The organism is Stenotrophomonas sp. GD03680 (assembly GCF_029844625.1).
Classification (GTDB): Bacteria; Pseudomonadota; Gammaproteobacteria; order Xanthomonadales; family Xanthomonadaceae; genus Stenotrophomonas; species Stenotrophomonas maltophilia_P.
Genome location: NZ_JAOCKC010000001.1, coordinates 353415 through 367454, shown reverse-complemented (window position 1 = coordinate 367454; position 14040 = coordinate 353415). Strand labels below are relative to the sequence as shown.

Sequence of the window (14040 nt, the reverse complement as noted above, 5' to 3'; positions counted from 1 at the left end):
GGCACGGCCGGCAACGCCTACTGCCAGCCGTAGCGACGGATGTAGAGCTTCTTCAGTGCAGTGGTCAGTGCGGCATAGCCGAACAGGATCGCCACCAGGAACGGCCAGTACCCTGCCGGCAGTGCCTGCAGCCTGAAGTAGGCGGCCAGCGGGCTCATCGGCAGGATCACGCCCAGGGCCATGATCAGTCCCGTCATCAGCAGCAGCGGTGGCGCGGCGATGCTCTGCAGGAACGGCAGCTTCGGCGTGCGGATCATGTGCACGATCAGGGTCTGGGTCAGCAGGCCGACGACGAACCAGCCTGACTGGAACAGGCCCTGGTCGGCGGGTGTGCGAGCGTCGAACACATACCACATCAGGGCGAAGCAGCTGAGGTCGAAGACCGAGCTGATCGGTCCGAAGAACACCATGAAGCGGCCGATGTCCGTCGGGTTCCATTTCAGCGGCTGCCGCACCAGTTCCTCGTCCACGTTGTCGAACGGAATGGCAATCTGCGAAACGTCGTACAGCAGGTTCTGCACCAGCAGCTGCAGCGGCAGCATCGGCAGGAACGGCAGGAAGGCGGACGCCACCAGCACCGAGAACACGTTGCCGAAGTTGGAGCTGGCGGTCATGCGGATGTACTTGAGCATGTTGCAGAAGGTGCGCCGGCCCTGGATCACGCCTTCCTCCAGCACCATCAGGTTCTTTTCCAGCAGGATGATGTCGGCCGCTTCCTTGGCGATGTCCACGGCGCTGTCGACGCTGATGCCGATGTCGGCGGCGCGCAGCGCGGGCGCATCATTGATGCCGTCGCCGAGAAAGCCGACCACCTTGCCCTGCGCGCGCAGCTGGCGTACCAGTCGTTCCTTGTGCAGCGGCGTCAGGCGGGCAAACACGCGGTGGTGCTGCAGGGCGTGTGCCAGCGCTTCATCGCCCATGCGTTCGATCTGCGGGCCGGTCAGGATCGTGTCCGCGTCGAGTCCGACCTGGGCACAGACACGGGCGGTGACCAGTTCGTTGTCGCCGGTGAACACCTTGACCTCGACGCCATGCATCGCCAGTGCCTGCAGTGCCTGTGCAGCCGATTCCTTGGGCGGATCAAGAAAGGCCACGTAGCCGATCAGGGTCAGTCCACATTCGTCGGACTGGGTGTAGGTCGCCTGCTGCGCGCTGGTTTCCTTCATCGCCACCGCCACAACCCGCAGGCCCTGTTCGTTCAGTTCCTCGGTGGTCTGCCGGACCCGCGCCAGCCGCCGTTCGTCCAGTGGCATGTCGTGGCCGTTCTCGCGCACGGTGGAGCACACCGCGAGCATCTCCTCGACCGCGCCCTTGCAGATCAGCTCATGGTGATTCCCGCATTCGGATACCACGACCGACATGCGGCGGCGCTCGAAGTCGAACGGTATCTCGTCCACCTTCCGGTAGTCCTGGCTCAGGCGCAGCGAGCTCTGCAGTTCCACGTGCTCCAGCACGGCGCGGTCCAGCAGATTGATCAGGCCGGTCTGGAAGTGGCTGTTGAGATAGGCGAACTTCAGCACGTCTTCCGAGTCACGGCCGAACACGTCGGTATGCCGTTCCAGGGCGATCCGGTCCTGGGTGAGCGTGCCGGTCTTGTCGGTGCACAGCACGTCCATGGCACCGAAGTTCTGGATGGCGTCCAGGCGCTTGACGATCACCTTGCGGCGCGACAGCAGCACCGCCCCCTTGGCCAGGGTGGAGGTGACGATCATCGGCAGCATTTCCGGGGTCAGGCCGACCGCCACCGACAGGGCGAACAGGAAGGCTTCGGTCCAGTCACCCTTGGTCCAGCCATTGACCAGCAGCACGAACGGCACCATCACCAGGGCGAAGCGGATCAGCAGCCAGCTGACACTGTTGACCCCGGCCTGGAAGGCCGTGGGCGCACGGTCGCTGGCGATGCTGCGCTCGGCCAGAGTGCCGAAATAGGTGCGGTTGCCGGTAGCCAGTACCACTGCGGTGGCCGTGCCGGAGACCACGTTGGTACCCATGAACAGCAGGTTGTGCTGATCGAGCAGGCCGGCCTGCGCATCGCCCGGATGGGCGAACTTCTCCACCGGCAGTGATTCCCCGGTCATGGCCGCCTGGGCCACGAACAGATCCTTGGCCGACAGCACCCGGCAGTCGGCCGGAATCATGTCGCCGGCCGAGAGCACGAGGTGATCGCCGGGTACCAGCTCGCGGATCGGCAGGTCCAGCAGCCGTGAGGGCCGCCGGCTGTGCAGGTGCGCACCGAAGTACTGATCGGCCAGGTCTGCCGCTTCCGTTCCAGGGGTGCGCCGCAGTACACGCGCCGTGTTCCCCACCAGTGCCTTCAGCCGTTCAGCGGCGCGGTTGGAACGCCCTTCCTGGACGAAGCGGATCAGGGTGGACAACAGCACCATCGCGCCGATCACCACCGTGGCCTTCGCATCCTCCGTCAGCCAGGAGACCGCTGCCAGCACGGTCAACAGCAGGTTGAACGGATTGCGGTAGCACTGCCACAGGTGGCGCCACCACGGCAGCGGCTTTTCGTGATCGACTTCGTTCGGGCCGAGGGCGGCCAGCCGTTCGTCCGCCTCGTGCTGGCCCAGGCCATCGGCGTGCGAGTCCAGCCTGCTCAGCAGGTGCGCTTCATCGAGCTGCGCCAAGGTGACCAGTCCGGCGGTGAGGTTGAACGGTACGCTCCCGCTGTTGCCGGGACCGAAGCCGGCTTCGGGCATCGCCCGGCGCCGGAACAGGTTGCCGGCGCGCCGGCTGCGCAGGAAAGCGTTGAACCAGGCATTGAGCAGGCTCATGGGGAACTCCTTGATGGGGCCGGCGCAGGACCGGCACGCAGGGGGCAGGGCGTCGCGTCGCCGTTCAGGCGGAGCGCAGGGCCAGTACGTCAGGCGACCAGGGCTGCATGCGAAGGCGCTGGCTGCCGCCGATGCACAGCGGCTTCATCGCGTCGCGGAGGGGGTAGGGCAGATGGCGCAGGACGCTGATGCGCTCGCTGATCGGCAGCAACGAAAGGACGTCGGCCACCACGCGTGGCGAGCCCAGCGCCAGCGAACGCGCAAACAGCACTGGGCCATGCACCCACAGCTGGCTGCGCAGGGCGGTGACATCGCGCGTACGCATCAGGCGGCGCAGGGTGATGTAGCAAGATTGTCATAGCTCTGGCCGACACAGAGAAGCCATCCCGTTACCGCCCTGGATTCAGTCTCTATTTCGATGAGAAGCCATAGCCGTGACACTTTGCGCGTAACACGCGCGCCATTGGGCATATCGATGGAGATCTTGCATTCAACATCGATTTGGTGCGCGTCAAACTCCGTTCTGGCGAACAGGCCCATCCGTACTGCTTGCTCCAAAGCGACAGGAGCGTTCGATGCCGATTGAGGTTCATAAAGGTCCACGTCGGCTACTGCCGACTGCCGCCGCTTGAGCAAAGCAAGCAGCGAGCGCTTCCCCTTGCCAGGATCGTTCAGGGGGAATTTGTCCTCCAGGTTGTGCTGCTTCAGCTCCGCAAGGACTCGTTGGTGCAATTTTACGAACGCGCTTGGAGGGCGGCCCGGCGGCGGATGGGTTGCAAAGCCATCGATCAAGGCTTTAACACTTGGCACAGCTTCGGAGACTTTGTGCCACGCAAATCTTCCTGGAACCAGCGGCAATTCCGCGGGTTCGAAGGAAAGCTCAGTCGAGTAACTGCCCCATGGAATGCATACGCGAAATCCGTGCGGCATGCCATCGTGGGCTATCGTGGGCGCTTTCATTGCCATGCGCTTCAGGCGTTTGTGGCAGATTCCATATCTCCGGGATATAGCGGTGATGGTGGAACGGCCCAGAAGCAAGGCGGTGAGTGCTTCCTTGGCCACGCGGAACTTGGAGAGATGATCTGGTGCAATATCAACCGGATGTGGGGAGTACCACTCGTCGAGTGTCGCCTGATCATAGATTTCGTACCTAGCCATGACGCACCTCCACGAGGGCATCCGGATCCCCTGGGCGATAGTCCACGAGTTGTACGCGGCCGGTGTAGACGAGGCTTGCCACTGCGCAAGCCACTGCGAACCGGGCCTGGCCCGTCTGCAGTTGTAATGCGCTCATGGTGAGGCGCTCAACGTTCTGGAGCATGTCCTCAATCCTCACTTCCAACTGCCTGGCCCCCGCGATCTTTGCATTGGCCCAGACAAGCGGAAGTAGTTCGTAGGCAACAGCGACCTCGCTGGCGCGAGATGCCAGAGAGTTTTCGTGGACAAGTCGCAATACGAGCCCTTGATTCAAGGCCATGTGGATGAGCTCGTCATCTGCGGGAAGCTTGACTAAGCCAACGCTCAGTGAAGCCACCCGTTTTGTAGGGATTACAAACTGGTAGTGCTGGGTGCCATCCCTCCGCCCGACCCAGAAGCTCAACTCAAGGTTGCGCTTCTCGCCTACCGTGATTCGACGCGGCCTCTCAACATACATCTCCACCTGGGGGTCAAATTCGAGCATCAGCGCCTGGCAAAAGTTGACCAGGTCGGCCACCGTTACGGTCCGCCCATTCTTCGGGGACTGAAATACAAAGATTTCGCGGCGGTCGCGCTTGCCGCGTGCTAGCTCGAGAGGGGAATGGGGCAGATGCCCCTCACGGCGGTCTTCGTCCGTCGGTTTGGCGGTCGCGCTTTTTCCTGCGGTCATCATCCTGCTCCTCAGCCGTCGGCTTGCGAACGTCTGCCCGGTCTCGAGATTGGAACAAGGTGCCCATTCAGGTTCGCCTCCGCCATATGAGATGGGGAGGAAATGGGCGCACCCCTCCGCGCGAACGGGAAGTCGCTTGACTTTGTCAAGGAAAAGGGTGAGCCTCAGGGTACAGGCTGAGTTTCACCACCATCTGCTCCAACAGATGTCACTTGCCCCCGCGCCAACGGGGGCAAGTCATTTCCAGGGTTCGGAGATGTTAGTTTCCGGCTCTTGGTACTCTCCTCGGCGCTCGGCGAGCGCATCTTCGGGGACGTCTTGAGTCTGTTCTTGAAACGCTACAAGCCCGGCCCCTTGAGTTTGGGTTGTGGGGCGTCATTCCTGGTTGGGCTTCAGAGCAGCCGCTTCATCTTGCGGGGTGCCAGATACTGCCGGCGGACTGATCGCGGCCCTCAGCCCAACCATCCAGTCGGCGATGTCCATCGCAAAGGCAAATTTGCCGCGGCGGCCGGGCACTTTGAATATCTTCACGGGCAAGGTTCCGCGTGCCTCTGCTTGGCGGAGCGCGTGGCTGGAGCGATAGCCAAGAGCTCGCGGCAAGTTTTCATAGCCGATGAGAGGCCCGAAATGAAAGGTCAATTCTCTTTCGATCTCACGGCGTTCCGGGGCCAGGATTGATTCGTTGGTCCGCTCCGTCATGGCGTGGTCACACCCCGTCGCTTGTGTCCTCCTGATTCTGCCCCTCTAATACGGATGGTGGAAGGAGTAACAAACTCGCGTTTCGTTACCCATCAAAGGTGAATGGGGAGGGGCACGGCCATGGCGCTCAAAGAGATACCCTTTTACGGCGAGGCGCGACTTGCCCGCATGCGTGCAAGCACGAGCATACTTCCCGCCAACCGAGCCGTGCCGTACTGCCTGCGATCACTCAGTGTCGGATTGTGGTTTGAATGCTTGCGAAGCCGAATGGGCCTATCCAGCGCATACGCGCTCGGACAGTCGATATCCCCGGAGCGTCCCGGCTGCCACTCCAATGTGTGGGTGAAATATGCCCATGCGGAACACGTCCCGTCCCAGGCGACGCAGGCAGCAGCCGAGGCGCGCTATCCCGGCTCCCGCATGGTTCTATGTTCACCGGTCTGGGCCGCTCTGAATGTCCACGAGGCACTTGGCGGTTGTGGAGAATCAATACTCATGTCGCTCAGTGCACCTGTGCAACTGGAAGTGTTCAGCGGAGCGAGCTTGCGAGCCGGCATGTTTGTCCGCCGAGACCGTCGGTTACGAGAGATCACCGAGGGCTTGTGCGGGCTGGGCACTCTGGATAGCCTGGCGGCACTAGTGGTGATGTTGAGGGTCGCCCATGAGCAGGGCAGACGGCATGACTGCTTTGCCTTGGGGCGTGCACTGCACGATTGCCTGCTACTGGTGGGGCAGGATAGTCCCATCCAGCTTATTGCCGAAGAGCTGTTCTGGTACTTCAGCCATTTCGTGCTTCCTTTCACAGGGTGCCGGGGTGTTCGGATTGCATCGTCGCGACGCCGCTTGCTCCTGCAGCATGAGGTTCTCTCCCGCCTCGTACTTGAGCTTGAAGACAGCGGGTTCGACTATCTCCCAGGCATGCGTCACCCGCTCTTGCGGGTAGTCCGCAATCAGCAGCATGCTCCGTCTTCGCGCTTCTTCTCGCCCGGCGTCGGACCCTGCAGCGCAACATCGCGGCAGATGGCGCGGTAGCGCTATCAATACAGAGTCTTGTTGAGACGAGGAGGCACCCAGGATGGTGAGCGCAGAGACTAAAGGCTCGACCGATTACGAAATGAGCCGCTTGTGGTGGGCGGCACGGCTGTCGCAGTCGAGTAGAGGCTCAAGATGATTGCCTATCTTGGTTGGGGGTCGCTGGTATGGCAACCCGACGGTCTACCGGTTCGTGGACAGTGGCTGGCAGACGGGCCAACGGTTTGCGTAGAGTTTTTAAGGCAATCCGGCAATGGACGGCTTACGTTGGTCATGCATGCGGCCGCGTCTGCTGTCACCTCCTTCTGGGTTGAGGCTGGTACCGACGACGAGGGCGACGCCAAGCGAGCCTTGCGTGAGCGGGAAGCCATTCCCTCAAAGAACATGGAGCGACACTTGGGGGTCTGGACACATGGCTGTCCAGCACCGGCGAGTATTCCTGGGCTCGCTGACTGGGCCGCTGCTCGCGGGATTACCACTGTGCTATGGACGGCGCTGCCACCGAAGTTCAACGGGGAAAATCAACGCGTCCCATCAGTGGAAGAAGCAGTTGCCTACCTCGCAAGCCTCTCAGGGCAAACTGCGACGCTCGCAGAAGAGTACGTCCGGCGAGCCCCGCCCCAGATTGACACCGTCTATCGTCGTGAGTTTGCTGCACGTCTAGGCTGGCATCCCCTTCCGAAAGGGAGCTAACTGCGACGTGCGTGTGATAGCCGATGGCCAAACTCCGGCAATGGCCAGCACCGTTTCTCACCTTGGGCCGACTTGGGCCGGAAGGCCCGGCCCTGTCAGCGCTGCCCGGGGCTCCGGCTCAACAACTGGATGAGCAGAAGCCACTTGTGTGTCACTTTGCCGGCGGAGGCAGCACAACGATGAGTGCCATCCATGGGGCGATTGCCAGAACAGTGGCAATGTACGCGTACTTCAAACAGCTGAATTTTGACGAGAGAATCTTGGAATTGCGCCAACATTGACCCAGGAGGTCTTCCTCGAACTCCATCAGCGTACGCTCCGCGCACTTCTGCAAGAACTCGTGCTCGGCCATGCTCGACACCCGTTCAAAGAAGATGAGCGAATTTGACCCGCCTCGCAGTTCCGGAAAATATCCGTACCACAGGTGCCAGAAGCTAACAGTAAGCGGTGTAAGGAACAAAACGCCCACAACCGAGATCAGGGCCGTTAGTTCATCAAGTTTCGGCAGCCGCGTCGCGATCATGGCAAGCATGCCCAGGTTGATACCCAGGCCGACCGAGAGTTTTGTGTCTACACGGGAGAAGAAGCCCAAGACCAAATTCAGCTGCTGCCAAGCGGCACTAACGCGGTCGCTTTGATTTGGCGGGTGGCCGCCAGAATTTTGAGGTTCTTGCACGGGGTGAGTTCTCTGTCTTGAGGGATACGGTTTGTGTTCGTTTGATGGCAGATCGAAGACCGCAGATGTCCAGCGTTCCGCAGCAGCGCGCTCCTGCAGCCGCACAATCCTCAAGGAAAGCTGTGTCGGCCAGCGCACATCGGTGCTGTTCCAAGATGAAAGTGACCAGGGCCGCAGCGTGGTCGCCACATGCAGTGATCGCACCGTCAGGATCGCGGCCACATGGGCAGACTGGGGGTCTCCCGACCAAGGTTTCAGTGCGCGTCGACACCCGAGCAAGGAGTAGTTTGCCGTGCCAGAGCTCGAGCCTCCGCTTCTGAGGGCGCGAATCCTTGCGGACCATGAACTGCCCCGCGAGCACATCTGCCTTGAATGCCGGACCCAGTCGTTCGGCTGCCTGCTCAGCATTGGCCTGATGCTGCGCAGCACGACCGTGCGCGCGGCCGTTCTCCGCTCCAGGAAAGACCCGGCGGGCGTTCGCGCCGATCTGGTAGGTCAGGTACTGGTAGACCGTGGCCCACCAATGCCTCGCTGCTGCTTCGTCTTGGATCCGGCTCGGATTGTCTTCTCCCCAGCCGAGGCAGAAGCTACGGTCACCGTTGATATGCCGATCGGGACAGAACCCCGGCAGCATGCCGGGGTCGGCGATCTCGCGCACTGAGACGTGCTCGCCTGCAACGGAGACGAGCAATCTAAATGCGTACTCGGCTCCGCCGGCCCGAACCACTGTGATCCCAACCAGCCCCCCGACAGGGTCTACGATCAACGTGGCACCGTAGTCCGGTGCCACGCGCTGCAGCAGCTCCAAAGGCCTTGGCGTCACGTCGCGGCCACATGAGGACGGATCGGCTGCGCGAGCGCAGGAGCCACTGCGGGTGCCACTTCAGCGTAGTGTGCCTCCAGTGTTGCCTTCGCCACGCGGTCCCCGGATGCGGCGAGTTCCTCCACCGCTGCGGCATAGTCTAGGTTCGCCGCCTTTCGCTTGTCGGTAAAGACGGTCCGTATCGCGGCGCTGGCGGCCTTGTAGGCATTTTCACCAATGGCCGTCTCCACACCGTCGCAGAGTCGTTGTTGGGCTTCAGATTCCAACACCGCTCGCCCCGTGGCACACCGCAGAAGGCTCCCCTTCATGCCCAGGCGGGAAATGGCAAGGGGGCCAAGTTCGAAGCCAATGGCCAATCCCAGCTCTGCCACTTCCGCGCCTTCGGCGCTCAGTTGCTCTAGGGCAGTGGAGAAACTGCTGCGCAATGCACCCGCGCACTGGGCAGCGGTGCTGACCGTGTCCTGCGCATCTGTCGTCTGTGACGTGCCCTCCAGCAGCACCCCATGAAGGCAGTCGCCAATAAAACGGACACGACGCCCTCCAAAATCCTCGTGTACGACCGCATCCAGCTCAGAGCGCAATACGTGCAGTGTTCGAACCAGATGTTCGGGATCCTCCTCTAAGTGCTTGTCCACGAAGTCGGTGAATCCGTCAATGTCGGCATAGATCGAAACGCCATCAAATCGCCTTGAGTTCGCCGCGCTGAGCAGGGAGAAGTCCAGATCAGAAAGCGGAGGCGTCGGTCGACTGAACTTGAATTCGCCGATAGGGAGCTCGGCCTGTTCATCTTTCCAGAGTTCGATGATGCGCGACTTGGAAATGCCGAGTGCAGCGGCCTCGACGCATGCGGAAATCTGAGCATCGGTCAGCGAAGTGGTGCGGTCCTTGTTGCCGGTCAAGGTAGGCAGTTCAAGCACGGCACGTGCGCCGTGCGTCAGGTAGATGCCTTCAGCCCCTCCATGCCCGGCACACTTGGCCGCCTGATTGGCTGGGGAGCCTAAGAAAAGAGGTTCTCGGCTGGCGCGACGACCATTGTTGACGGCCAACGCCATCCCGCTGTCAATGCCGACACGAACCTGGGCATTGGGGATGTGCGCGTCCGAGTCGCCCGTTTCAGCCAGCACATCGATGGCGAGCTGGGCGATCGCAACCGCGCGCTCGATCCGGGCGCGTTCGTTGGCATCGCCGTACGGCTTGGTCACAACCGCATGCAGCCGCTGGTTGTGAAAGTCCACACGGATGGCATCACTTTCAACGAGGATGCGATGGACGGCGCGGTAGTGCTGATTCAGGAATCGAAGGGCCCGCTTGTGGCAGGTTTCGCCTTCGATGTCAGTGCAGCTAAGCATGTCCGCCAGATTGACGATGTCGATGTAGACATGCGCCCCTTGGACGCGATAGGCGCGATTGACTGGAATATCCACCAGCGAGGTTTCCCGCTTGTAATCGCGGATGTCCACGTCGCGGACTTCGGCGTAACGGGTGGCAATGCGCTTCTTGGTGCGATCTTTTTTCCAGCTGTGTCCCATCGTGCTACTCCCTGCGCCCAAGAGGAGGCCAGGCCGGGCGGGTCGCGTCGCCTACGGCGTGGCTGGCAGCCGGATTCATTCCAGCTCCTTTGGGCGTATATTGGGACCCAGTTCACACTTTCAAGGGGGCAGTATGGGGACTGGGATCGTCGAGCGCCTCGCGGCGGATGATGGCAGGCGACTGATCGCCGCCTTGGCTGAGTTCCGCCTGCTGGCCGGCTTGGACGCGGCCGCAGCCCAGCTGGCACAGGCCGGGGAATTGCTCGACGTGGGGACAGGGCAGGCCTTTATCACTCAGGGCGCCCCAGAGACCGACGTTTTCTTCATTGTCTCCGGCTCCGTGGACGTGCTGGTCAACGGCAAAGTGGTTAATACCCGAAGGGCTGGGGACCACGTCGGCGAAATGGCAGCCATCGAACCGGCGCAACTGCGGGCGGCAACTGTTACTGCACGCGAGCCGACCGTAGTGCTAAAGGTGCCGGAAATCGATTTCAGCAGGATTGCGGATTCACACCCCGTCATCTGGCGGCGGCTGGCCGCGACCCTTTCGCGCCGTCTAAAAGAGCGCAATCACATGATTACCCAACCTCGCGGACAGGTCCGGGTCTTTGTGATGTCGTCGGTGGAGGCGCTCCCTGTCACGCGGTTGCTGGTACAGCACTTCGAGCACGACCCGTTCCTGACGGTGGTATGGGACCACGGGGTGTTCCGCGCCGCCAACTACACACTTGACGAGCTCGAGCGCCAGCTGGAACAGGCAGACTTTGCCATTGCCGTGGCCCACGCGGATGACATGGTCATCAGCCGCGGTGACGAGTGGCCTGTCATGCGCGACAACGTCGTCTTTGAACTGGGTATGTTCATTGGATTCCTGGGGCGTCGGCGCGCCTTCTTGATGGAGCCGCGCGAAGACAAGCTGAAGCTTCCCAGTGATCTCACGGGGCTCACGACCGTCCCCTACCGATACACCCCTGGCCCGGACGCCCGGGCTTTGATTGCACCGGCATGCGAACAAATTCGCTCCCGCATTCTCGAAGCTGGGCCGAGGGACTGACGGTGGCACTGCTGGAAGAGATGACGGCCGCCGTGCAGGCGATAGCACAAACCCGATGGTCTACACGGAGAGGTCAAGTTGTACCCGATCCAGAAGATCTGCGATTGGGCAATGACGCAGTGGAGTTTGATCGTGCCACTGTTTTGTACGCGGACCTGAACGGCTCAACGAGTATGGTCGACACCGAAGCCTGGCAGTTGAGTGCAGAGATCTACAAAGCGTTCCTGCACTGTGCAGCGACGATCATCAGGAAAGAGGGCGGCAAGATCACCTCCTACGACGGAGATCGTGTCATGGGCATCTGGGTGGGTGACCGGCAAGCCACGCCGGCGGCTAAGGCCGGGTTGAAAATCAACTATGCGGTCAAGATGATCGTCATGCCAGCGTTGAAACAGCAGTACCCCGACTGGACAGGTACCGTGAGGCATGTCGTCGGAATCGACAGCAGCCCAATCCGAGCTGCTCGCACGGGTATTCGAGGCGGCAACGACATCGTCTGGGTTGGACGCGCGGCCAATCATGCGGCCAAGCTCACGGACCTGGACCTTGCCCCGTCAACCTGGATTACCGATGAGGTGTTCATCCGGTTGGCTGATGAGTTGAAGTACGGTGGAACGCCGCCGACTCTGATGTGGGAGGCGTTCCGCTGGAACCGGCAGGGTGGTCGCCGCATTCACGGATCAGACTGGGCTTGGCGCGTCTAAAGCGCCCTCTGCGGACCCGGCATTCGCAGGGCCAGCATGGCAGGGAAAGGGCGCACTGTTAGAGGCCGATTTCATGGCGCGGGAGTCAGGCAGCCGAGTCCTGCCCTCCGATGAGTGCGCGCCGGGAGAGGAACCCGCTGCCATTGCGGAGCTCTGGCAGAGGTTCATCTACGCACCGGCCCCTAGCGCCGCATTGATCTCAGCGAAGGCCTTCTCAAAGCGCTCCAGCGTTTCATTGATGGCCGTAGTTTCCGCGGCCAGCACGTGCTGATTCTGGATGAGCCAGTTGGCGGGAGTGAAATGATCCAGGGGCGGAACGGAAGCCCCCATGACATTAAACAGTGCTTCGGCCTGTTTGACCTGGCGCGTCAGGGCACCGTCTTGGCTGAACTGCCGGGCGGAAATTTGCCCTTTTCCCTTCAGACCGTAGGCACCGTTGAGGATGTCGGCGAAGACGGCGGGTGCGAAGAAGTCCTCAATGTCGCTCTCCGCCTTTCCGGTGAAATCCGTGGCTACCAAGACGCCGGAAGTCTTCATGATCTGAGACTCCCTCAGCCGCTGCACCTTGCCTTTATCGCCATTGCCGTAGTCACACAAGGCGACCATGTGGATGCCCTTGCCAGAGAAGAGCGAGGCGAACGATTGCACTTTGTCTATGCCGCCTGTGGGGCAGATCACCCACCGGCTGTCCAAGCCTTGGCGCTTGCGTTGCTTGAGCGCGTGCGATGCCGCCTGAAGATAGAGCACATCCGAAGGTCCTTCGACCAACAGGGTATGCGCTCCCACAAACAGGCTTTGGGTAACCTCGTAACCGAGATGGGCCTGAAGGGGGAACAGCGTGTCCTGATCGACGCTCAGGACGTCCGCGGAGACCTGTGTGCCCTTAACGGTGGGGCGGCGACGCTGGTCGTAGGTGACAACGTCCTCGACGACGCGAACGTCCGCAAGACGATCGGCCGGCACCATAAAGGGCGAGTGGGTGCTGTAGATGACCTGGTGGTCGGGGAGTAGACGCTCAATGATGTAGCGGAGCAGATCAGCTTGCGCCTTTCCATGTAGCGTCAATCCAGGCTCATCCAGAAGGATGATCGCACCGGGGTTCCTCTTTCGCATCTGCTTGAACTGCGACAGGAAGGAGAAGAACCAGACGAATCCGGCGCTGCGCTCAGACAGGGGCACCGAAACCTTGTGGTTGTCATTCCGAATGCGGATTTTGGCAACAGTCCCGCTATTGAAGGGGGCGGGATCCTCGGAGAGGCCTTGGGCAAGCGCTATCTCTACACTGAGCGCGTCGTTCTGACTCCAAAACTCGAAGATCTCATCGGTAATTTCATTGGAGGCGGCTTGGCAACGTGCGTTGAGCTCTTCCAGGCGTGTGCTGGACTGCAATTCGCTGACCGACGTCCCGGCGTACTCGAGGAAGTCGAGGAAAATCTGGTCACCCGGGGAGATCGTCGCGCCGCTTTGGGTGTCACGAGACAGCTTGTCCAGCGATATCTCCCCGGACATGCGATCAAAGTGAGAGGTATAGAAGAACGCCGGCATCCTTTTCTGCAGGATATCGATGGCCGCCAGCACTGGTTTCCCCTTGCGGAAGCCGCTGATGGACCGCTTGACCGCCTGCAATTGGTCAGACGGCTCGGGGTGCGCATCTATCTCGACCACGAGTCGATCCAGCAATATCTTGGAAAACTTCTCCCGCTCTTCGCCTGCCACACCGTGCTGGTCGAGCAGAAACGCGCGCACCACGTTGGGATCGACGTGAATGCTCCAAGTGCTGTGGCCACTGTAATCTGTCGTTACGTCAACGGTCGTACTACTTAACGCGCCGGCACCCAGGACGTCGGCGACCGCCTTTTGGTCTTCGTGGCTGAGCTCCCAGGTCAGGGTGGCAACCGGTGCGGGTTCGTCGTCGTGGCGTTCCTCATACCGCGTGAGGAAGCGGCGGGGGTAATCGCGCACCGTGTCGTAAGCAAACTGGTCGGCGATGGGACGGGTACCAAACAACGCCGTCAGAATTGCAGTCTTGCCCGCCTCGTTCTTACCGACCAAGCAGGTCAGCTCTCCGACATCGAACGTTCCGGAATCCTCTGCAGAACGGAAGTTTCGGATCCGTGCCTTGACTAGCTTCATGCTGCCCCCTGATTCCTGCCGTGGATGGTGCGCGTCTTGTGCAGGATAGGGCC

General features: G+C 61.3%; 11 protein-coding genes. 2 read left to right on the top strand and 9 right to left on the bottom strand.

The features are described from left to right. Window positions 1–17: 17 nt before the first annotated feature. From mgtA to N5J29_RS01610, 8 genes are all read right to left on the bottom strand, one after another. Window positions 18–2777 carry a magnesium-translocating P-type ATPase gene (mgtA, locus tag N5J29_RS01645; RefSeq protein WP_197623402.1) on the bottom strand — a complete coding sequence of 920 codons (2760 nt, stop codon included), beginning with the start codon at window positions 2775–2777 and terminating at the stop codon, window positions 18–20. Between the two features lie 64 nt (window positions 2778–2841). After that, window positions 2842–3102, bottom strand: a complete 261-nt coding sequence (locus tag N5J29_RS01640) for a hypothetical protein (protein ID WP_164152753.1) — start codon at window positions 3100–3102, stop codon at window positions 2842–2844. Beyond that, complete coding sequence (locus N5J29_RS01635) at window positions 3102–3935, bottom strand: hypothetical protein (protein WP_164152751.1); 834 nt, start codon at window positions 3933–3935, stop codon at window positions 3102–3104. The genes N5J29_RS01640 and N5J29_RS01635 overlap by 1 nt, the downstream gene beginning before the upstream one ends. Further along, window positions 3928–4644: a hypothetical protein gene (locus N5J29_RS01630; RefSeq protein WP_141653547.1), complete on the bottom strand. Its 717-nt coding sequence runs from the start codon at window positions 4642–4644 to the stop codon at window positions 3928–3930. The genes N5J29_RS01635 and N5J29_RS01630 overlap by 8 nt, the downstream gene beginning before the upstream one ends. A 375-nt stretch (window positions 4645–5019) precedes the next feature. Next, a complete protein-coding gene (locus tag N5J29_RS01625; RefSeq protein WP_024956858.1) occupies window positions 5020–5343 on the bottom strand; it encodes a hypothetical protein in 324 nt (107 codons plus the stop codon). A gap of 720 nt (window positions 5344–6063) precedes the next feature. Beyond that, the gene (locus N5J29_RS01620) at window positions 6064–6303 is read right to left on the bottom strand and encodes a hypothetical protein (RefSeq protein ID WP_126412177.1); all 240 of its coding nucleotides are present in this window, start codon (window positions 6301–6303) and stop codon (window positions 6064–6066) included. A 916-nt stretch (window positions 6304–7219) separates the two neighbouring features. Beyond that, the gene (locus N5J29_RS01615; protein WP_128990601.1) at window positions 7220–7966 is read right to left on the bottom strand and encodes a Pycsar system effector family protein; all 747 of its coding nucleotides are present in this window, start codon (window positions 7964–7966) and stop codon (window positions 7220–7222) included. Window positions 7967–8563: 597 nt separating this feature from the next. Continuing rightward, on the bottom strand, window positions 8564–10096 hold the full coding sequence (locus N5J29_RS01610; protein ID WP_043033494.1) for an adenylate/guanylate cyclase domain-containing protein: 1533 nt from the start codon (window positions 10094–10096) through the stop codon (window positions 8564–8566). Window positions 10097–10229: 133 nt separating this feature from the next. Here N5J29_RS01610 and N5J29_RS01605 point away from each other — a divergent pair, with 133 nt between their 5' ends. Both N5J29_RS01605 and N5J29_RS01600 read left to right on the top strand, forming a co-directional pair. Beyond that, window positions 10230–11150: a TIR domain-containing protein gene (locus N5J29_RS01605; protein ID WP_088428977.1), complete on the top strand. Its 921-nt coding sequence runs from the start codon at window positions 10230–10232 to the stop codon at window positions 11148–11150. A 2-nt stretch (window positions 11151–11152) separates the two neighbouring features. Then, on the top strand, window positions 11153–11854 hold the full coding sequence (locus N5J29_RS01600) for an adenylate/guanylate cyclase domain-containing protein (protein ID WP_197623417.1): 702 nt from the start codon (window positions 11153–11155) through the stop codon (window positions 11852–11854). Between the two features lie 168 nt (window positions 11855–12022). Here N5J29_RS01600 and N5J29_RS01595 read toward each other — a convergent pair whose 3' ends face one another. Beyond that, on the bottom strand, window positions 12023–13987 hold the full coding sequence (locus N5J29_RS01595) for an AAA family ATPase (RefSeq protein WP_024956865.1): 1965 nt from the start codon (window positions 13985–13987) through the stop codon (window positions 12023–12025). Window positions 13988–14040: the final 53 nt, after the last annotated feature.